At 74.0% G+C, this 24,013-nt stretch carries 19 protein-coding genes and 1 riboswitch; of the genes, 4 read left to right on the top strand and 15 right to left on the bottom strand.

Going from position 1 to position 24,013, the window contains the following annotated elements; all coding sequences use genetic code 11:
- Positions 1-80: 80 nt before the first annotated feature.
- On the top strand, positions 81-1,016 hold the full coding sequence (locus OG485_RS12240) for an SCO1860 family LAETG-anchored protein (RefSeq protein ID WP_328668372.1): 936 nt from the start codon (positions 81-83) through the stop codon (positions 1,014-1,016).
- A 257-nt stretch (positions 1,017-1,273) separates the two neighbouring features.
- On the opposite strand, the gene cobC is transcribed toward OG485_RS12240, so the two are convergent.
- From cobC to cobM, 6 genes are read right to left on the bottom strand one after another with little or no spacing between them, the layout of a single operon-like run.
- A complete protein-coding gene (gene cobC, locus OG485_RS12235) occupies positions 1,274-2,452 on the bottom strand; it encodes an Rv2231c family pyridoxal phosphate-dependent protein CobC (RefSeq protein ID WP_328668371.1) in 1,179 nt (392 codons plus the stop codon).
- Positions 2,442-3,359: a sirohydrochlorin chelatase gene (locus OG485_RS12230; RefSeq protein ID WP_328668370.1), complete on the bottom strand. Its 918-nt coding sequence runs from the start codon at positions 3,357-3,359 to the stop codon at positions 2,442-2,444. Before OG485_RS12230 ends, cobC begins: the two co-directional genes overlap by 11 nt.
- Positions 3,356-3,583, bottom strand: coding sequence for a hypothetical protein (locus OG485_RS12225; RefSeq protein WP_328668369.1), 228 nt, complete (start codon positions 3,581-3,583; stop codon positions 3,356-3,358). Before OG485_RS12225 ends, OG485_RS12230 begins: the two co-directional genes overlap by 4 nt.
- A complete protein-coding gene (gene cobJ / locus OG485_RS12220; RefSeq protein ID WP_328668368.1) occupies positions 3,580-5,286 on the bottom strand; it encodes a precorrin-3B C(17)-methyltransferase in 1,707 nt (568 codons plus the stop codon). The genes OG485_RS12225 and cobJ overlap by 4 nt, the downstream gene beginning before the upstream one ends.
- Complete coding sequence (gene cbiE, locus OG485_RS12215; protein ID WP_328674340.1) at positions 5,283-6,551, bottom strand: precorrin-6y C5,15-methyltransferase (decarboxylating) subunit CbiE; 1,269 nt, start codon at positions 6,549-6,551, stop codon at positions 5,283-5,285. The genes cobJ and cbiE overlap by 4 nt, the downstream gene beginning before the upstream one ends.
- A 56-nt stretch (positions 6,552-6,607) precedes the next feature.
- Complete coding sequence (gene cobM, locus OG485_RS12210; protein WP_328668367.1) at positions 6,608-7,453, bottom strand: precorrin-4 C(11)-methyltransferase; 846 nt, start codon at positions 7,451-7,453, stop codon at positions 6,608-6,610.
- 109 nt (positions 7,454-7,562) lie between these two features.
- Here cobM and OG485_RS12205 point away from each other — a divergent pair, with 109 nt between their 5' ends.
- A complete protein-coding gene (locus OG485_RS12205; RefSeq protein ID WP_328668366.1) occupies positions 7,563-8,291 on the top strand; it encodes a ZIP family metal transporter in 729 nt (242 codons plus the stop codon).
- Positions 8,292-8,419: 128 nt separating this feature from the next.
- Here the strand turns inward: OG485_RS12205 and cobI are convergent, their stop codons facing one another.
- The 9 genes from cobI to OG485_RS12160 all read right to left on the bottom strand — a co-directional run bounded on the left by cobI (position 8,420) and on the right by OG485_RS12160 (position 21,371).
- Positions 8,420-9,169, bottom strand: coding sequence for a precorrin-2 C(20)-methyltransferase (gene cobI, locus OG485_RS12200; protein WP_328668365.1), 750 nt, complete (start codon positions 9,167-9,169; stop codon positions 8,420-8,422).
- On the bottom strand, positions 9,166-10,620 hold the full coding sequence (locus OG485_RS12195) for a cobyrinate a,c-diamide synthase (protein ID WP_328674338.1): 1,455 nt from the start codon (positions 10,618-10,620) through the stop codon (positions 9,166-9,168). The genes cobI and OG485_RS12195 overlap by 4 nt, the downstream gene beginning before the upstream one ends.
- A complete protein-coding gene (gene cobO, locus OG485_RS12190; RefSeq protein ID WP_328668364.1) occupies positions 10,617-11,216 on the bottom strand; it encodes a cob(I)yrinic acid a,c-diamide adenosyltransferase in 600 nt (199 codons plus the stop codon). The genes OG485_RS12195 and cobO overlap by 4 nt, the downstream gene beginning before the upstream one ends.
- Positions 11,216-13,255, bottom strand: coding sequence for a putative cobaltochelatase (locus OG485_RS12185; RefSeq protein ID WP_328668363.1), 2,040 nt, complete (start codon positions 13,253-13,255; stop codon positions 11,216-11,218). The genes cobO and OG485_RS12185 overlap by 1 nt, the downstream gene beginning before the upstream one ends.
- Positions 13,252-16,905 carry a cobaltochelatase subunit CobN gene (cobN, locus tag OG485_RS12180; RefSeq protein WP_328668362.1) on the bottom strand — a complete coding sequence of 1,218 codons (3,654 nt, stop codon included), beginning with the start codon at positions 16,903-16,905 and terminating at the stop codon, positions 13,252-13,254. Before cobN ends, OG485_RS12185 begins: the two co-directional genes overlap by 4 nt.
- Entirely contained in the window at positions 16,902-18,515 is a 1,614-nt protein-coding gene (locus tag OG485_RS12175) for a cobyric acid synthase (RefSeq protein WP_328668361.1), read from the bottom strand. The genes cobN and OG485_RS12175 overlap by 4 nt, the downstream gene beginning before the upstream one ends.
- Positions 18,512-19,483: a cobalamin biosynthesis protein gene (locus OG485_RS12170; RefSeq protein WP_328668360.1), complete on the bottom strand. Its 972-nt coding sequence runs from the start codon at positions 19,481-19,483 to the stop codon at positions 18,512-18,514. The genes OG485_RS12175 and OG485_RS12170 overlap by 4 nt, the downstream gene beginning before the upstream one ends.
- Positions 19,484-19,590: 107 nt before the next feature.
- A riboswitch (cobalamin riboswitch) is annotated at positions 19,591-19,731 on the bottom strand.
- 159 nt (positions 19,732-19,890) lie between these two features.
- Positions 19,891-20,109: a hypothetical protein gene (locus OG485_RS12165; protein WP_326788553.1), complete on the bottom strand. Its 219-nt coding sequence runs from the start codon at positions 20,107-20,109 to the stop codon at positions 19,891-19,893.
- Positions 20,110-20,129: 20 nt separating this feature from the next.
- The gene (locus OG485_RS12160; protein WP_328668359.1) at positions 20,130-21,371 is read right to left on the bottom strand and encodes an inorganic phosphate transporter; all 1,242 of its coding nucleotides are present in this window, start codon (positions 21,369-21,371) and stop codon (positions 20,130-20,132) included.
- A gap of 493 nt (positions 21,372-21,864) precedes the next feature.
- Between OG485_RS12160 and OG485_RS12155 the strand changes: the two genes are divergently transcribed.
- Both OG485_RS12155 and OG485_RS12150 read left to right on the top strand, forming a co-directional pair.
- Entirely contained in the window at positions 21,865-22,614 is a 750-nt protein-coding gene (locus tag OG485_RS12155) for a class II aldolase/adducin family protein (RefSeq protein ID WP_328668358.1), read from the top strand.
- A 145-nt stretch (positions 22,615-22,759) separates the two neighbouring features.
- The gene (locus OG485_RS12150; RefSeq protein ID WP_328668357.1) at positions 22,760-23,887 is read left to right on the top strand and encodes an alpha/beta hydrolase family protein; all 1,128 of its coding nucleotides are present in this window, start codon (positions 22,760-22,762) and stop codon (positions 23,885-23,887) included.
- Positions 23,888-24,013 lie beyond the last annotated feature (126 nt).

Below are 24,013 nucleotides of genomic sequence, written 5' to 3'. Positions count from 1 at the left end.
TCACGTCAGGTGCCTGACTGTTCACTCTCAGTGCGTAATTCTTTCCGGGTCCCAGGCTTTCTCCTAGGGGGGTCCCACCCTTGAACAGCATCAGCCGCCGCATGCCCGCACGCCGTTTCGCGGTCACAGCGGCCGCCACCGTCCTCGCCGCGGGTCCCGCCGCGCTGGCCGGCGCGGGCTCAGCGCACGCGAGTGACGACCACGGCCGCGCGAGTGCCGTCGTGCTCCGCACCGGACTCGACGTGTCCCTCCTCAACAAGACCGTGAACGTCCCGCTCGAGGTCTCCCTGAACGAGGTGCAGGCACCACGGAGTGCCGAGAAGACGGCGCTCACCGCGGAGTTGGACGGCGTCGACCACGGACGTCCGTTCAGCGTGCTGCGCGCGGACGTCGCCACCGCCGAGGCCACCGTCTCCGCGGAGAAGGCCGAGGGCTCCACCCGCCTCGCGCACGCCGCCGTCCATGTCCCCGGGCTGCCGCTGCTGTCGCTCATCGAGGTCCAGGACGTGACCTCGAAGGCGACCTGCGAGGCCGGGAAGAAGCCCGTCGCCACCGCCAACCTGCTGGGATCGGTCAAGGTGCTCGGCAAGAAGGTCACCCTGACGACGGGCGGCCCGACGCACGTGAAGGTGCCGGGGGTCGGTGAGGTGCGGCTCGACCTCTCCAAGACCGAGACCACCTCGCGTACGGCCGCCGCGTCGGCGCTCGAACTCAACGTGTCCGTCAACCCGTTGAAGCTGAACGTGGCTGAAGTCGAGGGAACGGTGACCCTGGCGAAGGCCACCTGCGAGTCACCGGCCGCGCCCGCTCGGGAGGCCGCGCCGGCCAGTCCCTCGGCGTCCGCCGAGCCGACAGCCGAGCCGGCAGCCGAGCCGAGCCCGCAGGGCGCTCGCGAGGAGGGCGGACTCGCCGAGACCGGCGGCAGTTCGATGACGCCGTACCTGGCCGGCGGCGCGGTGGCGCTGCTCGCCGCGGGCAGCGGAGCGGTCGCCGTCTCCCGTCGCCGCCGTAGCTGACGGCCGCTGTGCCCCGATGCCGCCGGGGCTGACGGTCGGCTCGCCCCTGGTGCGGCTCGGGGGCTCGGGGGCGAAGGCCGCCGTACCGGGTGTGCTGCGGCCGACGGGCGCCACGGCCCGGGGCGAGGGCCGCCCCGCCCCCGGCACCGATGGGACTGACGGTGGCCTCGCCCCGGCGGGCGCCTGAACCCTTGCTCCCCGAGCGCCGGAGCGGGCCGAACGGGCGCAGCACGTCCGGGGCCCGAGGAACGGGCCGGTCAGGCCGTGGAGGGGGTCCGCGGCGGCTCCGGACGGGGGCCGGGCGGGGGCGGCCCGTGCGACGGGGGCTGCCGGGGCGGAACGATCCCCGTTCCGCCGCCGCCCCCGCCGACGGTCATCGCCCGGTCCAGGGCCTGAAGGAACCGGTTGACCGTCGCCCGGTCCCGCACCGCGATGCGCAGCCACTCGTCCCCGAGTCCGGGGAACGTGTCCCCGCGCCGTACCGCGAACCCGAGATCGCGAAGAACACGGCGCACCCCGGCGGCCCGCGGCAGCCGGACCAGGACGAAGGAGCCCTCCGCCGGCTCCACCACCCGCAGCCCGTCGGTGCAGGCGAACTCCCGCAGCCCCGCGACCAGATGGTCCCGGTCCTTGGCGATCCGCCGTGCCGCGTGCGCCGCCTCCGCGAGCGCCTGCGAGGACACGCACGCCTCCGCGGCCGCGAGCGCGGGTGTGGACACCGGCCACAGCGGCTGGGCGCGCTCCAGCCGGGCGATCGTCTCGGGGCCGGCGAGTACGTAGCCGATCCGCAGCCCCGCCAGGCCCCACGTCTTCGTGAGACTGCGCAGCACGACGAGACCGGGGACATCGGTCCGCCCGGCCAGGGTCTCGCGTTCGTCCGGCACCGCGTCCATGAACGCCTCGTCGACCACCAGCACCCGCCCGGGACGGGCCAGTCCGGCGATGGTCCCGGCCGGGTGCAGCACCGATGTCGGGTTGGTCGGATTGCCGATCACGACGAGATCGGCGTCCTCGGGGACGGCGGCCGTATCGAGCCGGAAGCCGTCCTCCTCGCGCAGCAGGACCCGGCCCACCGTGTGGCCGGCGTCCCGCAGGGCGGCCTCGGGCTCCGTGAACTGCGGATGCACCACGACCGGCCGGCGCACCCTCAGGGCGCGCGCGAGCAGCACGAAGGCCTCGGCCGCGCCCGCCGTGAGCAGCACCCGCTCCACCGGCAGCCCGTGCCGCGCCGCCACCGCCGCCCGCGCGGCCCGCCCGTCCGGGTAGGCCGCGAGGGACGGCAGCGACGCGGCGATCCGGTCCAGCAGCCACGCGGGCGGGGTGTCGGCCCGGACGTTCACCGCCAGATCGGTCAGCTTGGAGCCGTCGTCGCGCACCTCGGCGTCCCCGTGGTGCCGCAGATCGTGCCCGCCCTCGGCGGCCTCTTCAGTGGGCATGGGAATGCGCGTGTCCCTCGTGATGGTGGTGCCCGTCGTCGTCCGGGTGGAAGTGGGGCTGCTGGGGGAGCCCCACCTTGTCCTCGAAGCCGGGCAGCGCGATCCGGTACACGCACGAGTCGCAGTTCATCCGCAGATCGCCCGCGACGGCCTCCCGGTAGCGCTCCATGACCAGGTCGAGGAGCTCGGGCTCGGGACCGATGACGTCGGCGGAACCCACCTCGACCCGGGGGTGCGCGGCGGCCCAGTCCTCGGTCTGCCGCCGTACCCGGTCCGGGAGGATGCCGGTGAACAGGAAGTAGGGCAGGACCACGATCCTGCGCGCGCCCAGCTTCACACAGCGGTCGAGGCCGGAGGGCACGTCCGGCACCGCCAGGGACACGAACGCCGTCTCGACCCCCGCGTACCCGCGGCCCTCCCACAGCAGCCTGGCGGCCTTGTGCACCTCGGCGTTGGCGTCCGGGTCGGTGGAGCCGCGGCCCACGAGCAGCACGGTCACCTCGGCCCGCTCCTCGGGGGTCGCCGCGGTGTCGCCGAGGGCCTCGTCCAGCCGTCGCTCCAGCACGGCGAGCAGCGACGGATGCGGGCCCAGCGGACGCCCGTACGTGTACGAGATCCCTGGGTGCCGCTCCTTCTCACGGGCCAGCGCCGCCGGGATGTCGCCCTTGGCGTGCCCGGCCGACACCAGCATCAGCGGCACGGCGGCGAAACGCCGTACGCCCTGTCCGACGAGTTCGCCGACGGCGTCGCCGAGCGGCGGCGGCGACAGCTCGATGAACCCGCCGGCGACGGGCAGTTCGGGGTGGCGGCGGCCCAGTTCCCGTACGAAGGAACGGAAGGCCTCGGCTCCGGCCTCGTCGCGGGTGCCGTGTCCGGCGACGAGCAGCGCGGGGGGAGGGGTGGTCACGATGTCTCCTTGGCGGCCGGATGGGCCGCGGTGGTCGTCGGGGCCGGCTCGGCCCGCGTGGTCGTCGGGGCCTGGTGGGCCCGCGGAACAAAGGGGTGGGGCAGGGCGCGCGCCGAAGGCGGACGCCGCGAGGTGTCCGGGCGGGTGAGCGGCCGCCGGACGGACTCCTGCCCGATGAGGCGCACGCCCCGGGTCCCGGGGAACACCTCGCTCACTCGGCTCAATCGGTCTCCTTCTGCCAGCGGTAGCCGCGCGGGGTCACCATGCGCCCGGCGATCTCGCGGGTCGCCGTGTTGCCGACGGTCACCACGGTCATCATGTCCACGATTCCCGGATCCAGGGACCCCAGCGTCGTGACCCGGCTCGACTCGTCCGGGCGGGAGGCGTTGCGCACCACACCCACCGGCGTCGCCGCCGCCCGGTGCTCCGCGAGGATCGCGAGCGCCTGGGGGAGCTGCCAGTCCCGGCCCCGGCTGCGCGGGTTGTAGAAGGTCACGACGATGTCGGCCTCGGCCGCCGCGCGCACCCGGCGCTCGATGACCTCCCACGGCGTGTGCAGGTCGGACAGGCTGATCGACACATGGTCGTGGCCGAGCGGCGCGCCGAGGATCGCCCCGGCCGCGAGCGCCGCCGTCACCCCGGGCACCCCGACCACGTCGATGTCGTCGGACGCCTCGGCCAGCGCGGGCGACGCCATCGCGTACACGCCCGCGTCGCCGCTGCCGATCAGCGCGACGGCCTGTCCGCGGCGCGCCTCGGCCACCGCCGTGCGCGCCCGCTCCTCCTCGGCGCCGAGACCCGACTCCAGGATCAGGGTGCCGGGCCGCAGCAGGTCGCGGATCTGGTCGACGTACTGGTCGAGACCGACGAGCACCGCGGCCCGCCGCAGCTCCGCCGTCGCCCGCGGGGTGAGCAGATCGCGGGCCCCGGGGCCGAGGCCGACGACCGCGAGCCGCCCGCGCGCCGGGCGGCGCACCACCGCGCAGGTCGCCATCGCCGGGTGCCCGTCCGCCCGTACCGACTTCCGCTTGGGCACGAGGAGTTCACCCCCGCCCAGCAGCGCGGCGGCCTCCGCCACGGAAGGGGTTCCCACCGCGGCGAGGGGCGCGCCGGAGGGGTTCGGGACCGCCACCGCCGCCAGCTCCTCGGCGGTGTACGTGACGAGCGGGACCCCGAGGCGCCCGGCGGCCCCGACGATGCCGGGCTCCTCGGACTTGGCGTCGACGGTGGCGAGTTCGGCCACCGACCGCACGGAGAGACCGGCCTCGCGCAGGGCGTCCACGACGAGTCCGAGGACCTCCTCCGCGGGCGCGCCCCGGGAGGCGCCGACACCGACGACGAGGGACGGCGGACGCAGGACGACCTCGCGCGCGGCCCCCTCCCGGACCCGGTCGCTCACCCGGACGACCGCGGCTCCCGGCGCCGCCGGACTGCCCACGTTCGGCGGCAGCGCGGGCAGCGGCCAGGGCGACTCCCGCTCCAGCACCACCGGTTCGCCGTCCAGCATGGCCCGCGAGACCCCGGCGAGATCCCCCTCCACCGGGAGGCCGAGGGTGTCGAGACCGGGCACCCCCACCGCGTCGGTCGCCGTCGTCACCACCGGCTCGGCGCCCAGCAACTCGCCCACCTCACGGGCGAGTTCGTTCGCCCCGCCCGCGTGGCCGCCGACCAGCGACACGGCGAACCGTCCCGCCTCGTCGACGCACACCACCCCGGGGTCCGAGCCCTTGTCCGAGAGCAGCGGCGCGACGAGCCGTACGACCGCGCCCGTGGCGAGGAAGCACACCACCTGGTCGCACTCCGCGAAGGCCCGCCGCACGGCGTCCGCCACGGGCCCGTCGTACACCCGGGTACGCGTGGACCAGGCCGCGGCGAGCCGGTCACGGGCCGTCGTGCCCGCCGCCGTCGCGGAAATCAGGCCGATCACTGGGGGACTCCTTCGGTAGTGGCCGGAGGCCGGACGCCCCACAGCACGAAGACGGGATTGGCCGCCGCGAGCCGGGAGACCTCACCCGGCAGCGGGGCGAGCCGCGAGGACTGCAACAGGACGCCGTCGCAGGTGAATCCGGCGGCGGTGAGCGCGTCCCGGGCGGCCGGCACCCGGTCGAGCGAGGCCATCGCGATCACGACGGCCCGCCGGGCCCGGCGCGCGCACACCGCGACGATCTCGGGCAGTTCACGCCCGCCGCCGCCGATGAAGACCGCGTCCGGATCGTGGGATGCGTCCAGGCCGGACAGCACGCCGGGCGCGGCCCCCTGCACGACCCGCACGTCCACGCCGTGCGCCGCCGCGTTGGCGCGGACCCGGCCGCAGCCGTCCGGGGTCTTCTCGACCGCGGTCACCGCGGCACCGAACCGCGCGCACTCCACGGCGACGGACCCCGAGCCCGCGCCGATGTCCCAGACCAGGTCGCCGAGCCGCGGCCCGATCCGGGCCAGCACCAGCGCCCGCACCTCGAACTTGCTGATCATCGAGTCGCGGTGGGCGAACTCGCTCTCGTCCAGGGCCCATCGGCCGGGACCGGCCGCCGGACCGGCGACGGTCCGCACGGGAGCCAGGGACCGCGACGCGTCCAGGCACAGCACGACACTGACCGCCGGCCCCCAGTCGCGGGCGGCGGCCTCGGCGGGCGTGACCCGCTCGACACGCTCGTGCTCCGGATCGCCGAGGGCGCTCGCCACCACCAGGACGCGCTCGGCGCCCGCGTCGGCGAGGGCGGCGCCCAGCTCGGCCGGCCCGGACCCGGGAGCGGTCAGCACGGCCACCTTGGGCCGCGACCGGCAGACCTGGACGGCCGTCCGCGGATCGCGCCCGTGCGCGCTGACCACCACCGCGTCGTCCCAGGGCAGTCCGAGCCGGGCGAACGCGGTCGCCACCGAGGAGACACCGGGGCGGACGTCGAGACGCCCGGTCCCGAACCGCTCCGCGAGCGCCCGCACGATCCCGAAGAACCCGGGGTCGCCCGACGCGAGCACCACGACCGGGCCCCCGCGCGCCCCGTCGTCCGTGTACCGCTCGACGCGGTCCAGGGCGGGTGCCAGCGGTCCGAGCACCACCTGCTCCGCCCGCTCCGGCAGCCGGGCCGCCGCCAGATGCCGCCGGGCACCCACGACCAGCCCGGCCCCGGCGAGCACGGCCCCGGCGTCCGGGGACAGCGGCGCCCCCGTGCCCGTACCGACGACGGTGATCACCCCGGAGCGGTCCACCGGACCGGCGGACCCTCCCGCCGCGCCCGTGACGTCGACGCTCACGACGCCGGGCCCTGCGCACCGCCCGCACCGCCCCGGCGCGCGGCGCGCAGCTCGGCCCGCGCCTGCGGGTCGGCCTTGCGGAAGCCGTGGAAGTGACCGGGGTGGTAGAGGTGCGAGCGGGTGCCGCTCGCGTCGAGCGCCGGGCCGACCAGGAAGAGGGTGTGCTTCCAGAGCTTGTGCTCCTTGACGGTCTCCTCCAGCGTGCTGATCGTGCACTTCACGATCAGCTCCTCCGGCCAGGTCGCCTGGTAGGCGACCACGACCGGTGTCGTCGTCGGATAGCCGCCCTCCAGCAGCTCGCGCACGAGCTGTCCGCTGCGGGCGGCGGACAGGAACAGCGCCATCGTCGTGCCGTGCTTCGCGAACTCCCGTACGTCCTCCCCGGGCGGCATCGGCGTCTTGCCGCCGCCGAGCCGGGTGAGGATCACGGACTGGGCGACCTCGGGGATCGTCAGCTCGCGCTGCGCGATCGCGGCCACCGCGGAGAAGGACGAGACACCGGGCACGATCTCCGTCCCGATACCGAGCTCGGCGCACCGGTCGACCTGCTCCTGCGTACCGCCCCACAGGGCCGGGTCGCCGGAGTGGATCCGCGCCACCCGCAGGCCCTCGGCGCGGGCCCGCTCGTAGACGGCGACGACGTCCTCCAGCGACATCGTCGCCGAGTCGAGGATCTCGGCACCCTCGCGCGCGTGGCCGAGGACCTCGGCCTGCACCAGGCTCGCGGCCCAGATCACGATGTCGGCCTCGGCGATGGCGCGCGCGGCGCGGAACGTCAGCAGGTCGGCGGCGCCGGGGCCGGCACCGACGAAGGTCACTTTGCCGGTGGGGGCATCGGCCATGGGAATCGGTCCTCTCCTACGAAAAATCAGGGGTGCTGCGAAGGCTTCGGTGGGCGCGGGGCCGTCGCCCCGGGTGCGCGAAGGGGGGTGCATCGGATAGCAAGGGCCTATGGCGGTCCTCGTCGCGCTCGGCGCGTTCCTGATGACGCTGGTCGGCGGCTGGACGGCGCAGCGGGTGACCGACCGCCGCCATCTGGTGCTCGGCCTGGCCGGGGGCCTGATGCTCGGGGTGGTCGGCCTCGACCTGCTGCCGGAGGCGCTGGCCGCGGCGGGCACCGAGGTGTTCGGCGTACCGGCGGCGCTGCTCCTGTTCGTGGGCGGCTTCCTGCTGGCCCATCTGGTGGAACGTCTCCTCGCCCACCGCCAGGCCGCGCACGGCGGCGAGGAGCACGGCGGACGCGCGCCCGAGGTGGGCCTCACGGCGGCCGGTGCCATGGTCGGCCACAGCGCGATGGACGGCGTCGCGATCGGCGCCGCCTTCCAGGTCGGCGGAGGCATGGGACTCGCGGTGTCCCTCGCGGTGATCGCCCACGACTTCGCGGACGGCTTCAACACGTACACGATCGCGAGCCTGTACGGGAACGCCCGGCGCAAGGCCCTGCTCATGCTGTACGCGGACGCGGCGGCCCCCATGATCGGCGCCGCCTCGACGCTCTTCTTCACCATCCCCGAGCCGCTGCTCGGCGGCTACCTCGGACTCTTCGGCGGCGTGCTCCTCTACCTCGCCGCCGCCGAGATCCTCCCGGAGGCACACCACGAGCACCCCGCCCGCTCGACCCTGCTGTGCACGGTGGCGGGCGTGGCCTTCATCTGGCTGGTGGTGGGCCTCGCGGGCTGAGCCCGCACGGCCCGCCGGGTCCGGCGCGAATGCCGCCGGGCGGGAGCGTTCCGCCGAGAGTGCCGCGGGTGCCGCCGGGACGGTGCGGTTCTCCGGACGCGGCGCGGGTGCCGCCGGGTGGGCGCGGGTCACAGCTTTCCGCCGCGTTTCCCGTCGCGGCGCGCGGGCGCGATGAGCGTCGAGAGGTACGGGAGCGGCTCCCCGTCGAGCTCGGCGGCCGGACGGATCGACTCGTCCTCCAGGCCGAGCGCCGACCCCCAGACCGCGTCGTCGATCCGCCCGCTGTCCCGCAGCGCCTCGGCCACCTCGGCGGCCTGCCGCCCGAACTTGTACGCGACCACCGTGCCGGGCCCGTTCAGCGCGTCCTTGAGCACGGCCGCCCCCGCGGTCACCGGGACGAGCGTGAGCGGCTCGGTCCCCTCGGTGAGAACGGCCCCCGACCGCGCGGCGAGGTCCTGCATCGCGGTGATGCCGGGCACGGTCTCCACGACCGTGCCGGGAACCAGCTCCCCGATCGTGTGGGCGAGATAGGTGAAGGTCGAGTACACGTTGGGGTCGCCGATGGTGGCGAAGGCGACCGTGGCGTGCCGGCCGAGAAGGCCGGCGACCCGTGCGCCGGCGGCGTCCCAGGCTGCTTCGCGCCGGCCCCGGTCGCTCCGCTCGTTGAGCGCGAACACGACCCGCAGGACCTTCTCCTCGGGCACGTAGTGCAGGACGGTCGCCTCGGCCCGGCCGCGCTCGCCGCCGTCCTTCCCATCCGGCGCAGCCATGACGGGGACGACGACGACGTCCGCGGCGCGCAGGGCGTTGACGCCCTTGACGGTCACCAGCTCCGGGTCGCCGGGGCCGACCCCGATCCCGATCAGCTTGCTGCTCATGACGTCAGGCACCTCTCGACGAACCGACGGGCCACACCGGGCTCGGACGCCCAGTGCGTGTGCAGATAACTCGCGTGCACGCCGTGCTGCACGAAACCTTCGACGCGCCGCTCGGGGGCGCGCACCCCCCAGGCGGGAGACGCCCCGGCGCCGGGCTCCACGACCGTCCGGTGGAACTCGTGCCCGCGCATCCGGGTGCCGGCCACGGCGAGCACGCTGTCGCTGACCGCCACCGCGTCCCGGTAGCCGAGGGTGAGCCGCTCGTGCATCCGGGCCCGCGCGTCGATGACTCCGCACATGGGCTGCCCGTCGAGTTCCCGGGCCAGATACAGCAGTCCTGCGCACTCGGCCGCCACCGGCGCCCCGCCGAACGCCAGCTCCGCCACCGCCTTGCGCAGCGGCTCGTTGGCGGACAGCTCGGGCGCGTACACCTCGGGAAACCCGCCGCCGATGACCAACCCGCCCGTCCCTTCGGGCAGTTGCCGGTCCCGGAGCGGATCGAAGGTGACGACCTCGGCCCCGGCGGCGGTGAGCAGCTCGGCGTGCTCGGCATAGGAGAAGGTGAACGCCTCCCCGCCGGCGACCGCCACCACGGGCGCCCGCTGCCCGGCCGAGCGGGTCGGATGGCCGGTGAACGCCTCCCCGCCCGCGGCAGCCACCAGTGGCCCCCGCTTCTCGGCCGAGCGGGTCGGGTGGTCGTGGGTGGGCGACTCGACGGCCTCGGCGGCGTCCCAGGCCGCACCCGGCAACGCACCGGCACTCCGCGCCAGCGCCGCCAGCGCGTCCAGGTCGCACCCTTGGGCGACCTGCGCGGCCATCGCCGCGACGGCCGCGACCGCCTCCGCCCGCCGCTCGGCGACCGGCACCAGCCCGAGGTGCCGCGACGGCGTGTCCACCTGCGGCGCCCGCCGCAGCACCCCCAGCACCGGCACCCCGGACGCGTCCAGCGCCTCCCGGAGCATGGCCTCGTGCCGCTCGGACCCCACCTTGTTGAGGATCACCCCCGCGACCCGCACCTCGGGGTCCCAGGACGCGAATCCGTGCACCAGCGCGGCCACGGACCGCGACTGCGAGGACGCGTCGACGACCAGCACCACCGGCGCCCGCAGCAGCTTCGCCACCTGCGCCGTGGACGCGAGTTCCCCCTCGCCCGCGGCACCGTCGTACAGCCCCATCACGCCTTCGACGACCGCGAGATCGCACCCGCGCGCCCCGTGCGCGAACAACGGCCCGATCAGCTCCGCGCCGCACAGGTAGGCGTCGAGATTGCGTCCCACGCGCCCGGTGGCGAGCGCGTGGTACCCGGGGTCGATGTAGTCGGGGCCCACCTTGTGCGGGGACACGGCGAGCCCCCGCGCGGCGAAGGCCGCCATCAGCCCCGTGGCGACCGTGGTCTTGCCGCTGCCCGAGGAGGGCGCGGCGATGACCAGCCGGGGAACGGAGGACGTCACCACTCGATGCCTCTCTGGCCCTTCTGGCCGGCGTCCATCGGATGCTTGACCTTGGACATGTCGGTCACGAGATCGGCGAAGTCGACCAGCTTCTCAGGGGCGTTGCGGCCGGTGATCACCACGTGCTGGGTGCCCGGACGGTCCCGCAGCACCGCGACGACCTCGTCGGTGTCGATCCAGCCCCAGTGCATCGGGTACGCGAACTCGTCGAGCACGTACAGCTTGTACGTCTCGGCTGCGAGGTCCCGCTTGACCTGCTCCCAGCCCTCGCGGGCCTTCTCCTCGTTGTCCATCTGGGCGTCGCGCTGGACCCAGGACCAGCCCTCGCCCATCTTGTGCCAGTCGACGGTGCCGCCCTCGCCGGAGGCGCCGAGGACGCGCAGCGCGTTCTCCTCGCCGACCTTCCACTTCGCCGACTTGACGAACTGGAACACCCCGATGGGCCACCCCTGGTTCCAGGCGCGCAGCGCGAGCCCGAACGCGGCGGTGGACTTGCCCTTGCCGATCCCCGTGTGCACGACGACCAGCGGCCGGTTACGACGCTGACGGGTCGTCAGCCCGTCGTCCGGTACGACACTCGGCTGCCCCTGCGGCATTACGCGGCCCTCCTCGAAGTCCCCTGCACACCCTGCACATCCCGGACGAGACCGGCGATGGAATCGGCCCGCAGCTCGTCCAGGGTCACCGGCGTGCCGCCCAGTTCCCCCGCGAGCTGCCCCGCGAGCCCGAGCCGTACCGGCCCCGTCTCGCAGTCGACGACCACCGACGCGACTCCGTTCGCCGCGAACAGCCGTGCCGCGCGCCCGGCCGTCGCGACCGGCTCCGGGCCGCCCGTGGCCCGTCCGTCGGTCACCACGACGACCAGCGGCCGCCGCGCGGAGTCCCGCAGCCGCTCGACGCGCAGCACCTCGTGCGCCCGCAGCAGCCCGGCCGCGAGCGGCGTCCGTCCGCCCGTCGGCAGCGACTCCAGCCGGGACGCGGCGGCGTCCACCGAGGAGGTGGGCGGCAGCGCGACCTCGGCGGCCGAACCGCGGAAGGTCACCAGGCCCACCTTGTCCCGCCGCTGGTAGGCGTCGAGCAGCAGCGACAGCACGGCGCCCTTGACCGCGCCCATCCGCTGCCGCGCCGCCATGGAACCGGAAGCGTCCACGACGAACAGCACGAGGTTGCCCTCACGGCCCTCGCGGGTCGCCTGGCGCAGATCGTCCCGCCGTACGACCAGACCGCGGCCCGACCGGCCGCGCGCCAGCTGGTGCGGGGCGGCGGCCTGCACGGTCGCCGCCAGGTGCAGCTTGGTGAGCGCCCCGCGGGGCCGCCGCGACCCGGTCGTGCGGCCGTGCTCGGTCCGCGCGCGCGAACGCCGCCCGGCCGCGCCCTCGCCGAGTCCGGGCACGCTGAGCACCTTCGTGCGGAACGGCTCGGCGGCCCGTACGGGCGACTGCTCGCCGGCGCCCTGCCCGGCCGGGGCCTGCCCGTCGTCCGACGGCTCGCCCTGCGCCGGGACGTCGCCGGCAGGGGAGCCGTCGTCCGGCCCGTCCTGGGGCGGCTGCCCGCCCCCGCCGGGCCCGTCCGGATCCGGGTCCGGATCGTCGTCGGAGGGACCCTCGCCGGAGGTGTCGTCCGAGCCCGCGAACTCCTCCAGCGTCTCGTCGAGCTTGTCCTCGTCGAGTCCGGGCGCGTCGAACGGGTTGCGCCGCCGCCGGTGCGGCAGCGCGAGCAGCGCCGCCTGCCGCACGTCCTCGGCGATCACCTCGGTGCGTCCCGCCCACGCGGCGAGCGCCGTCGCGGTCCGGGCCATCACGATGTCGGCGCGCATGCCGTCCACCTCGAAGGCCGCGCAGGTCGCCGCGATCTGCCGCAGCGGCCCGTCGCCGAGGCGCACGGAGGGCAGCAGCGTGCGGGCCGCCACGATCCGTGCCCGCACGGCGGCCTCCTCGTCGGCCCAGCGCGTGGCGAAGCCGGCCGGGTCGTCGTCGTAGGCGAGCCTGCGCCGCACGACCTCGACCCGCTGATCGGGTTCCCGAGAGGCGGCCACCTCGACGGTCAGCCCGAACCGGTCGAGCAACTGCGGCCGCAGCTCGCCCTCTTCGGGGTTCATCGTCCCGACGAGCAGGAACCGCGCGGCATGCCGTACGGAGACACCCTCGCGTTCCACGTACGAGGCGCCCATCGCGGCGGCGTCCAGCAGCAGGTCGACCAAGTGGTCGTGCAGCAGGTTCACTTCGTCGACGTAGAGAATCCCGCGGTGTGCGTCGGCCAGCAGGCCCGGCTCGAAGGCTTTCACGCCCTCCGCGAGCGCCCGCTCGATGTCGAGGGCGCCCACCAGCCGGTCCTCGGACGCGCCGACGGGCAACTCGACCATACGGGCCGGGCGTTGCGCGCCGGCCGCCGTCTCGTGCGGCCCGTCCGGGCACGCCGGGTCGGGAGCGGCCGGGTCGCACGAGAAACGGCACCCGGGTGCGACGGCGACCTCCGGCAGCAGCGCCGAAAGGGCGCGCACCGCCGTCGACTTGGCGGTGCCCTTCTCGCCGCGCACCAGCACACCGCCCACGGCGGGCGACACGGCGTTCAGCAGCAGCGCGAGCCGCAGGTCGTCCTGGCCGACAACAGCCGTGAACGGGAACGGGGTACTCACTGGTCGTCGCCCTCCAAGTCGCCTTCGAGCTCCAGATAGGTGGCGCGCAGCCGCTCCAGCGTGTCCGCGTCCGGCTCCGCCCACAGCCCCCGGTCCGCCGCCTCCAGCAGCCGCTCCGTGATCCCGCGCAGCGCCCACGGGTTGGACTTCTTCATGAAGTCCCGGTTCTCCGCGTCGAAGACGTATTCCGCGCTGAGCTTCTCGTACATCCAGTCGTCCACGACCCCGGCCGTGGCGTCGTAGCCGAAGAGGTAGTCGACGGTCGCCGCCATCTCGAAGGCGCCCTTGTAGCCGTGGCGGCGCATCGCGGCCATCCAGCGCGGGTTGACCACCCGGGCCCTGAAGACGCGGTGGGTCTCCTCGCCCAGTGTGCGGGTCTTGACCTGGTCGGGGACGGCCGAGTCACCGACGTACGCCTCGGGGGAGGACCCGGTGAGGTGGCGGACCATCGCGACCATGCCGCCGTGGTACTGGAAGTAGTCGTCGGCGTCGACGAGGTCGTGCTCGCGCGTGTCGACGTTCTTCGCCGCGACCGCGATGCGCCTGAACGCCGTCTCCATGTCCCCGCGCGCGGCCCGCCCGTCGAGCCCGCGTCCGTAGGCGTAGCCGCCCCACACCGCGTACACCTCGGCGAGGTCGGCGTCCGAACGCCAGTTGCGGGCGTCGATCAGGGGGAGCAGACCGGCACCGTACGCGCCCGGCTTGGAGCCGAAGATACGGGCGGTCGCGCGCCGCCGGTCACCGTGTTCGGCGGTGTCCTCGTCGGCGTGCTTGCGCACGTAGTTCCGGTCGGCGGGCTCGTCCAGCTCGGCGACCGCGCGCACCGCGTCGTCGAGCAGACCGACCACGTGCGGGAACGCGTCCCGGAAGAAGCCCGAGATGCGGACCGTGACGTCGATGCGCGGGCGGCCGAGCTCGTCGAGCGGGACGATCTCGAAGCCGGTGACGCGCCGCGAGGCGTCGTCCCACACCGGACGGCAGCCGAGCAGCGCGAGGATCTCCGCGATGTCGTCGCCCTGGGTGCGCATGGCGGACGTGCCCCACACCGTCAGTCCGACGGACGTCGGGTAGGCGCCGGTGTCCTGGAGGTAGCGCTGCACGAGCGAGTCCGCGAGGGACTGGCCGACCTCCCAACTCAACCGTGACGGAATGGCCTTGGGGTCGACCGAGTAGAAGTTGCGGCCGGTCGGCAGGACGTTGACGAGCCCGCGGGTCGGTGAACCAGACGGGCCCGCCGGGACGAAACCGCCGTTCAGCGCCTTGAGGATGTGCCCGATCTCGTCCGTCGTACGGGCGAGCCGCGGCACCACCTCGCGGCACGCGAACTCCAGCACCGCGACGGCGTCGGGGAGTTCGGTGCCCAGCACCTCGCGCACGAGCGCGGGCACTGCGGCCGTGTCCCAGCCACGCTCCTCCATGCCCAGCGCCGCCCGGCGGCACAACTGCTCCAGCAGGTCGATCGCGTCGGCCGCCGTACGGGCCGGGCCCTCGACCAGGTCCGTCAGTTCGACGGACACCTTCGCCGGAGCGCCCGGCTCGGCGAGCAACTCCTTCTCCACCAGGCCGAAGTGCTCGGCGAGGCAGGCGCGCAGACCGGGCAGCGCGTTCGCCGCGCCGCCCCACACCTGCGAGGCGCGCAGCACGGCGAGCACGAGGTTCACCCGCGGCTCGGCCTCCGGACCGCCGCCCAGGATGTGCAGGCCGTCGCGGATCTGAACGTCCTTGATCTCGCACAGATAGCCGTCGATGTGCATCACGAACGAGTCGAAGTCGCCGTCGTCCGGCTGCTCGTCGACGTGCAGGTCGTGATGCAGCTCGGCCGCCTTGACCAGCGTCCAGATCTGCGCCCGGACCGCCGGGGCCTTCGTCGGGTCCAGGTCGGAGACGAGCGCGTACTCGTCGAGGAGCTGCTCCAGTTTGGCGAGGTCCCCGTAGGTGTCCGCGCGGGCCATCGGCGGTACGAGGTGGTCGACGACGGTGGCGTGCCCGCGGCGCTTGGCCTGCGTGCCCTCGCCGGGGTCGTTGACGATGAACGGGTAGACCAGGGGGAGTTCGCCGAGAACGGCGTCGGGGGCGCAGCCGCCGCTGAGCCCGAGGCCCTTGCCCGGCAGCCACTCCATCGTGCCGTGCTTGCCCATGTGCACGACCGCGTCCGCGCCGAAGCTGTTCTCCAGCCAGCGGTAGGCGGCCATGTAGTGGTGCGAGGGCGGCATGTCCGGGTCGTGGTAGATCGCGATCGGGTTCTCGCCGAAGCCGCGCGGAGGCTGGATCATCACGACGACGTTCCCGAACTCCAGGCAGGCCAGCACGATGTCGTCGCCGTCGACGTAGAGGGAGCCCGGAGGCTCGCCCCAGGCCTCCAGCATGCCCTCGCGCAGCGCGGGGTCGAGCGTCTCGAACCAGGCCCGGTAGTCGGCGAGCGGCACCCGCGCGGGGGCGGCGGCGAGCTGCTCCTCGGTCAGCCACTCCACGTCGTGACCGCCGGCCGCGATCAGCCGGTGGATCAACTCGTCGCCGTTGTCCGGGTATTCGGTGAGGGCGTAGCCCGCGTCGCGGAGCGCGTCGAGGACCCGTACGGCGGAGGCGGGCGTGTCGAGACCGACCGCGTTGCCGACCCGCGAGTGCTTGGTCGGGTAGGCGGTGAAGACGATCCCGAGCTTTTTCTCCGCGTTCGGCTTGTGCTTCAACTGGGCGTGCCGCAGGGCGATCCCGGCGACCCGCGCGGCCCGCTCGGGGTCGGCGACGTACACCGGGACGTCGTCCGGACCCTGCTCCTTGAAGGAGAAGGGCACCGTGATGAGACGGCCGTCGAACTCCGGGATCGCGACCTGCATCGCCGCGTCCATCGGGGACAGGGCCGCGTCCGAGGTGTCCCAGGCGCTCTTCGACGAGGTCAGGCAGAGACCCTGGAGGACGGGGATGTCGAGGTCGGCGAGCGCGCCGATGTCCCAGGCCTCCTCGTCGCCGCCCGCGGACGCCTCGGAGGCGTGGGTGCCGCCCGCCGCGAGGACGGTGGCGACGAGCGCGTCGGCCCGGCCGAGGATCTCGTACAGTCCCGGGTCGGCTCCGCGCAGCGAACCGCAGTACACGGCGAGGGCGTTGGCGCCGCGTGCCTCGATCGCGTCGCACAGCGTGTCCACGAACGCGGTGTTCCCGGACAGCTCGTGCGCCCGGTAGAACAGCACACCGACGGTCGGGCGGCCCTCGACGAAGTCGCGCTCGCCGTGGACACCGAACTCGGCCGACTTCCGCGGCTCCTCGAAGCCCTCGCCCGTGAGCAGCACGGTGTCCGAGAGGAAGCGGGCCAGCTCGGCGAGGTTGGCGGGGCCGCCCTCGACGAGATAGCGCAGCGCCTCCGCGACGACACCCGCGGGCACCGACGACTCGGCCATCAGCTCGGCGTCGGGGACGGACTCGCCGCCCAGCAGCACCGTCGGGATGCCGGACGCCTTCAGGAAGGCCAGCCCGTCCTCCCAGGCCCGCTTGCCGCCGAGCAGCCGCACGACGGCCAGGTCCGCGCCCTCGACGAGCGCGGGGAGTTCGCCCGTGACGTCGACCCGGGTCGGATTGCCGATCCGGTAACCGGCGCCACTGGCGCGGGCCGCCAGCAGATCCGTGTCGGCGGTCGACAACAACAACACTGTGCTCATGCGGGTGCTCCCGGTGGGATGAAGGGCAGTCCTTGCGGCGCGCCGGACTCGATGAGCCGCCACAGCGCGTCCGTGTCCGCGTGTTCCTCGATCAGGTCGCCGAGCAGGTCGAGCTGCTCCTCGCGCAGCGCCGCGAACGACGTGTCGGGGGCCGGTACGAAGCGGCGGCCCGCGGCGGCGGCCACCTCGCGCAGGAAGGCCCGCCGGAAACCGTCCGACTCCAGCGAGCCGTGCCAGTGCGTGCCCCAGACGGCGCCGGCCCGGCACCCGTCCAGGCTGTGCCCGTGCTCATCGGAGAAGAACGCCTCGCCACCGGTCACCTCGGCGACTCCGTGATGGATCTCGTACCCCTCGACGTGCTCGCCGAGGGCCTCCCCGACCGGCCGTGCCAGAGTCTTCTCCCGCTCGAACCGCACGCGTACGGGGAGGAGTCCGAGACCCTCGACATGACCGGCGCGGGATTCGACGTCGTCCTCGATGTGCTCTCCGAGGAGCTGGTAGCCACCACAGACGCCGAGGACCGGCCGCCCCTCGGCGGCCCGGCGCGCGATCGCGTCCGCGAGGCCGCGCTCGCGCAGCCACCGGAGCGCCTTCACGGTGCCCCGGGTCCCGGGCACGACGACCAGGTCCGCGTCGGCCAGTTCCTCGGGCCGGTCCACGAACCGCACGACGACACCCGGTTCGGCGGCCAGCGCGTCCACGTCGGTGAAGTTGGACATCAGCGGGACCGCGCAGACGGCGACCCGCAGGATGTCCTCGCCGACGGGGGAGGAGACCGCCGATTCCCGGACCGCACCGCGCAGCGAGACGCGCAGGCCGTCCTCCTCGTCGATGCCCAGACCGTGCTGGAAGGGCAGGACGCCGTAGGAGCGCCGGCCGGTGAGGCCGTGCAGCATGTCGAGGCCGGGTTCCAGCAGACTGACGTCGCCCCGGAACTTGTTGACGAGGAACCCGGCGACGAGCGCCTGGTCCTCCGGCGACAGCAGCGCGACCGTCCCGAAGAACGAGGCGAACACCCCGCCCCGGTCGATGTCGCCGACGACGAGCACGGGAAGCCCCGCGTTCCGCGCCACCCCCATGTTCACGATGTCGGTGCGCCGCAGATTGATCTCGGCCGGGCTGCCGGCTCCCTCACAGATCACCGCGTCATACGTGCCCCGCAACTGAGCCAGACAGTCGAGGACGGTCGCCAGGAGTGCTTCCTGGCGTCCCCCGCGCAGCCTGTCCCCGGCGGAGGCGGAGGACGCGGCGGACGCTTCGGCCGACGGCGGCCGCTCCGCGGGCCCGGCCGTTCCGAAGAACCCGCGCGCGCTCATCTCGCCCACCGGCCTGCCCATCAGGACGACCTGGCTGGTGCGGTCGCCGCCCGGCTTGAGCAGCACGGGATTCATCAGCGCGGTCGGCTCCACGCGGGCGGCCTGCGCCTGCATGGCCTGCGCCCGCCCGATCTCGGCGCCCTCGCGCGTCACGAACGAGTTCAGGGACATGTTCTGCGCCTTGAAGGGCGCGACCTTGACGCCCTGGCGCGCCAGCCACCGGCAGATCCCGGCGGTCACGACACTCTTTCCGGCGTCCGAGGTGGTCCCGGCGATCAGCAGCCCGCCGCTCATGCGGTGCGCCCCTTCCTGGTGGCCGGAACCCGTCCGGTTCCGGTGAGCAGAACCCGTCCGGCGGCGCTCACGCCGAGCGCGAGCCAGCCCACGCGCCGGGACAGCCGTACGGCCCGTTCGATGTCGTGGACGTGGACGGCGCGCCCCGCGCCGTTGAGCACGGGACGGTGCTCGACACGTCCGCCGTACGAGAGGGTGCCGCCGAGCCGCACGCCGAGCGCGCCCGCGAACGAGGCCTCCACGGGCCCGGCGTTGGGGCTCGGATGCCTGCGGGCGTCCGCGCGCCAGGCGCGTACGGCACCGCGCGGGTCGGATCCGGCCACGGCCGCGAGGACGGCGGTCAGCCGGGCTCCGGGCCAGCCGGCGACGTCGTCGAGCCGGGCGGAGGCCCAGCCGTAGCGCCGGTGGCGGGGGGACTTGTGTCCGACCATCGCGTCGAGCGTGTTCACGGCGCGGAAGGCGACGAGTCCCGGCACACCGCCGACGGCGCCCCAGACCAGAGCGCCCACGACGGCGTCGGAGGTGTTCTCGGCGACGGACTCGACGACGGCGCGCGCGACGCCGTCGGCGTCCAGCGCCTGCGGATCGCGTCCGCACAGGTGCGGCAGCCGCTCCCGGGCCGCGTCGAGATCACCGGCCGCGAGCGCGCCGCCGACCGCCCGCGCCTCGCGGCCGAGAGAGGTGCCTCCGACGACTGCCCAGGTGGCGGCGGCGGTCAGAGCGACCGAGGCGGTACGGGAGCGGCGTACGGTACGGCTCGCGAGCGCGGCCAGTCCGGTGGCGCCGCCGACGCAGACGGCCGTGTGCAGCGCGCCCCACCCGCGGTGGTCGCGCCACAGTGTCCGCTCCACGGTCGCGGCGGCCCGCCCGAAAGCGGCGACCGGATGCCCTCGGCGGGGATCGCCGAGCAGCAGGTCGCCGAGGAGGCCGGCGGCGGCGCCGTACGCGAAGACGCGATCGGCACGCACGCGGTCAGCCGGCCGTGGGGTGGAGCGGAACCCTCGTACTCAGCGAAACGGGCAACGGGCAGCCGCGCATGGCGATATGTCCTCACTCAGGGTGTCCACGCCCTGGTTCGACGAGACCGGCGGTGAGAGTTCCTGGCTCCCGGGGAGTTTCTTCCCCGATGACAGTGGCGGGACCGCGCCGGATTCGCACCGGCTTCCTCTCATGCCGCCGTACTTGGCTCCGGCAGTCCACCACGGGGTGAGAACGGCCGTCAACTGGCTGTTGACCTGCGGAGGGACAGTGTGCGCAGGCCCACATACGCGTGGGGGCGGGACGGCATACGCGTGGGGTGCGGGACGGTGGTCCGTCCCGCACCCCACGCGCGGTACCGCTCGGAGGCAGCCCGGTTCCGGGCGGCGCCTGCCGGCTACTTGGTGATGATCAGGGAGATGCCGTACGCCACCGCCGCGGCGCAGGCCGCGAAGCAGACGTACGCGCCGGTGGCCGCCGCGACCGCGGAACCGCCCTGGGCGGACTCCTTCTTGGAGAGGCCGGCGACACCGAGGGTGAAGAGGGCGACGAGGGCCACGGTCACTCCGAGGCTGACCCCGAAGACGGACCCGAGGGCTGACCAGTCGATGCTCATGCTGTTTCTTCCTTCGGTTCTCAGGCCACTCGGGACGGCGCCGGCGGGTTCACCGCGGGCTCGGCCGGAGCCGGGATGGTGGCCGTGAGGCCATCGGCCACGGTGCCGGCCGGGGGCGGGGTGACGGCGGCGATGGCCTGGGTCACCACACCGGCGGGCTCCTCGGTGTCGTTCACGTTGTTGTGGTCGATCACCTCGCGGCGCGAGCGGCGCCAGATCGCGAAGCTCGAACCGACCAGGAAGACGGCGACCAGCGTGGTGCCCCAGGCGCCGAAACCGGTCACCCATTCGGCGAGCGCGCCGACCAGGGCGGCGGCGGGCAGCGTGAGGACCCAGGCGACGACCATGCGCTTGGCGGTGGACCAGCGGACCACACCGCCCTTGCGGCCGAGACCGGCGCCCATCACGGACCCGGAGACCGAGTGCGTGGTGGAGAGGGAGAAACCGATGTGCGAGGAGGCCAGGATGACCGTCGCCGCGCTGGTCTGGGCGGCGAAGCCCTGCTGCGGCTGGAGGTCGGTCAGGCCCTTGCCCATCGTGCGGATGATGCGCCAGCCGCCCAGGTAGGTGCCGAGCGCGATGGCCAGACCGGCGGAGAGGATGACCCAGACCGGCGGGTCGGAGTCGGGAGCGACGGCGCCACCGGCGACCAGGGCCAGGGTGATGATGCCCATCGTCTTCTGCGCGTCGTTGGTGCCGTGGGCCAGCGAGACCAGGCCCGCGGAGGCTATCTGGCCGACGCGGTAGCCCTTCTTGGTGGCCTTGGTGTCGGCGTTGCCACTGAGCTTGTACGACAGGCGGGTGGCGAACATCGCGGCCAGACCGGCGACGATCGGGGCAGCGACGGCGGGCAGGAGCACCTTGCCGACCAGGACGTCCCCGTGCACGGCGCCGGTACCGGCGGAGGCGATGGTGGCGCCGACCAGGCCGCCCATGAGGGCGTGCGAGGAACTGGACGGGAGTCCGACGAGCCACGTCACCAGGTTCCAGAGGATCGCGCCGACGAGCGCGGCGAAGATCACTTCTGGCTGGATGCCGGATTCATCGACGAGGCCTTTGGAGATCGTGTTGGCGACCTCCACCGAGAGGAAGGCGCCGACAAGGTTGAGGGCGGCGGACATGGCCACCGCGACCTTGGGCTTGAGTGCGCCGGTCGAGATGGTGGTGGCCATCGCGTTGGCGGTGTCGTGGAAACCGTTCGTGAAATCGAACACGAGAGCGGTGACGATCACGATTCCGAGGAGGAGCGTGATGTGTTCCATTTACCCAGGCTTCTGTTGGACGTCAGTGGCAGGGGGAACGTAGGCAACCTGGATGAACGGAAGGTGAACTGAGTCGGACTTGACGGTGTCCTGAATAGCGGATCGTCATTCCGCTTGCGTCGACGGGAGGCTTGCCGGGTTCGAACGGATTCGGAATTCCGTACTCCGCTTGGGGTCGGGGCTCGTGGTGGAGTGTCCTGGTCGGGGCAGGTTTGAGCGGTGAGATCCCTGTCACTCGCAGGCTGTAGCCGTGGTCACAGCGCCCGGAAGCCCGAAAGGGCCACCCTGTCGATGGAGTCCGAGCGCCGGTCGGTCCGTAGTGACCCGACCACGGGGTGTGATCCGCGGCAAATGTCCGACCGGGGTGCCGTGGGCGTTCTCTCGGTTGCATGTGATGCACATCACATACAACCGTGGGCTGTTGGCGGCCCGCAGCCGCCCCGAAGCCCGCTCGCGCGGGTGTGTGGAAAGCGGTGCCTGGCAGGATCGCGTCATGACTGAGCCGCACCGGGACGCACGGGTCGGGCACGAGCACGCACGGACGACGGGCGAGGCCCACGAGCGAGACGAGCGAGACGGGCGTGACGGGCCGCACGCGCGGGACACCCTCCGGCGGGCCTGGGACGAACTGGTCTCCACCGCCCGGCGCACCGTCGCCGACGGGCTGGTCGTCGGCACCTCCGGCAACGTCTCCGTCCGCGTCGGAGACACCGTCCTGGTCACGCCCACGGGCGTGCCCTACGACCGGCTGACGCACGACGACATCGTCGGCGTCGGCCTCGACGGCCGGCAGGTGCTCGGATCGCTGCGCCCGACCAGCGAACTGCCGATGCATCTCGCGGTCTACCGCGCGACCGAGGCGCGGGGCGTCGTCCACACCCACGCACCCCACGCGACGGCCGTCTCGCTCCTCGTCCCCGAACTCCCGCTCGTCCACTACATGGCGGCGGCCCTCGGCGGCCCGGTCCGCGTCGCCCCCTACGCGGCCTACGGCACACCGGAACTGGCCGAGAACACCCTCCGGGCCCTGGCCGGCCGCACCGCCTGCCTCCTGCGGAACCACGGCACCATCGCGTACGGAGACTCGCTGGACCAGGCGTACGACCGCACGGCCCAGCTGGAATGGATGTGCCGCGTCTGGCTCCTGTCCTCCTCGGTCCCCGGGCTCACGCCCGCCCTGCTCTCACCGGACCAGCTCGCGGAGGCGGGGGAGCGGCTGCGGGGGTACGGACAGCAGGAGTGAGGCCGGCAGGAGTGAGGCCCCGCCGCAGCGCCGCCCGGCGCGCAGGTCCGGCGAGTACCGGAGGCGGGGGTCCGGCGGGCGTCGGCCATCACCCCTGGAGGCGCTTCCGCTGGCCGATGGCCGGGTCCCCCGGGAAACTGGTCGGGTGCGCACCCTAAGAGCCACGGCAGCGGCCGTCACCGTAGCCATAGCCGCGGGCGCGGCCTCCGTGGCGGCGGGCCGGTTCGCCAGCGACGCCGCGCTGAAGACGAGGCCGGGCAAGCCTCTGCCCACCGAGCCCCGGCTCACCGTGCACGCCACGACGGCCGGCGGAATCACCCTGACCCGGGCCCTCGCGTCCCGGCGCCCGGGAATCTACGGCCTCGCGGGCGACGGCTCCCACGCGGTCGTCGGCCCCCTCCAGAACTCCGTGCCCCACACCGCCGACACCGTCGTACGCAGCCTGGAACGCGTCACGCACGGGTCCCTGGAGCGCGGCGACAAGGTGTGGCTCACCCCGAACCTGTACGTCGGCGACCCAGGGTCCGCCCTCGGACTCGAACACGCCGACGTCGACGTGCCCGGCGAACTCGGCGCCCTGCCCGCCTGGTTCGTGCCCGCGGTCCGCGACACCTGGATCATCACCGTCCACGGCCTGGGCGCCACCCGGGAACACCCCATGAACCTGATGGGGTTCCTGAACAGCCGGCACTTCCCCGTCCTCGACCTCGCCTACCGGGGCGACCTCGGGGCACCCCGCCCGCCCGACGGCCTGAACCACCTCGGCGAGACCGAGTGGCGCGACCTCGACGCCGCCATCCGGTACGCCGTGCGGTTCGGCGCCGAGCGGGTCGTCCTGTACGGCTGGTCCACGGGCGCCACGATGGCCCTGCGCGCGGCCGCCCACTCCGCGCTGCGCGAGCGGATCTCCGGGCTCGTCCTCGACTCGCCCGTCCTCGACTGGGAGACGACGCTGCGCGCTCTCGCCGGCGCCCGCCACACCCCGCGATTCCTGCTGCCGCTCGCGGTGCGCGCCGCACAGGGGCGCACCGGCGTACGCGGAGACCGCATCGCGCACGCCGCGCACCCCGACCAGGTCAAGGTGCCGACCCTGCTCGTGCACGGCCCGGACGACCGCATCGCCCCCTGGGGCGCCTCCCGGCGCCTCGCCGCGAGCAGGCCCGACCTGGTCACCCTGTACACCGTCCCGAACGCCCCGCACGGCGCCATGTGGAACGCCGACCCGGCGAGCTACGAGGAAGCCCTGCGCCGCTTTCTCACCCCCCTGATGTGAGCCACGGCGCCCGGCTCCCCCCGGTCCCGGCCAGTCCGGCGGGGGAGCCGGGCCTCGGTCCTGGACGGGCTGGGCCTTGGCCCCGGGTGGGGACGGGCCCCTGGTCCCGGGTGGGCGGGCCGGGGC

Source organism: Streptomyces sp. NBC_00328, from assembly GCF_036139655.1.
Lineage (GTDB): Bacteria > Actinomycetota > Actinomycetes > Streptomycetales > Streptomycetaceae > Streptomyces.
Note: the sequence above shows the minus strand (reverse complement) of the source record. Positions and strands in the feature narration are given on the sequence as shown.

Bases quoted from the DNA above. Each gene is read 5' to 3' on its own strand.
- cobC (WP_328668371.1), bottom strand. From the start codon at position 2,452: ATGCCCACTGAAGAGGCCGCCGAGGGCGGGCACGATCTGCGGCACCAC.
- cobM (WP_328668367.1), bottom strand. From the start codon at position 7,453: ATGGCCGATGCCCCCACCGGCAAAGTGACCTTCGTCGGTGCCGGCCCC.
- OG485_RS12205 (WP_328668366.1), top strand. From the start codon at position 7,563: ATGGCGGTCCTCGTCGCGCTCGGCGCGTTCCTGATGACGCTGGTCGGC.
- cobI (WP_328668365.1), bottom strand. From the start codon at position 9,169: ATGAGCAGCAAGCTGATCGGGATCGGGGTCGGCCCCGGCGACCCGGAG.
- cobO (WP_328668364.1), bottom strand. From the start codon at position 11,216: ATGCCGCAGGGGCAGCCGAGTGTCGTACCGGACGACGGGCTGACGACC.
- cobN (WP_328668362.1), bottom strand. From the start codon at position 16,905: ATGAGCACAGTGTTGTTGTTGTCGACCGCCGACACGGATCTGCTGGCG.
- OG485_RS12175 (WP_328668361.1), bottom strand. From the start codon at position 18,515: ATGAGCGGCGGGCTGCTGATCGCCGGGACCACCTCGGACGCCGGAAAG.
- OG485_RS12165 (WP_326788553.1), bottom strand. From the start codon at position 20,109: ATGAGCATCGACTGGTCAGCCCTCGGGTCCGTCTTCGGGGTCAGCCTC.
- OG485_RS12160 (WP_328668359.1), bottom strand. From the start codon at position 21,371: ATGGAACACATCACGCTCCTCCTCGGAATCGTGATCGTCACCGCTCTC.
- OG485_RS12155 (WP_328668358.1), top strand. From the start codon at position 21,865: ATGACTGAGCCGCACCGGGACGCACGGGTCGGGCACGAGCACGCACGG.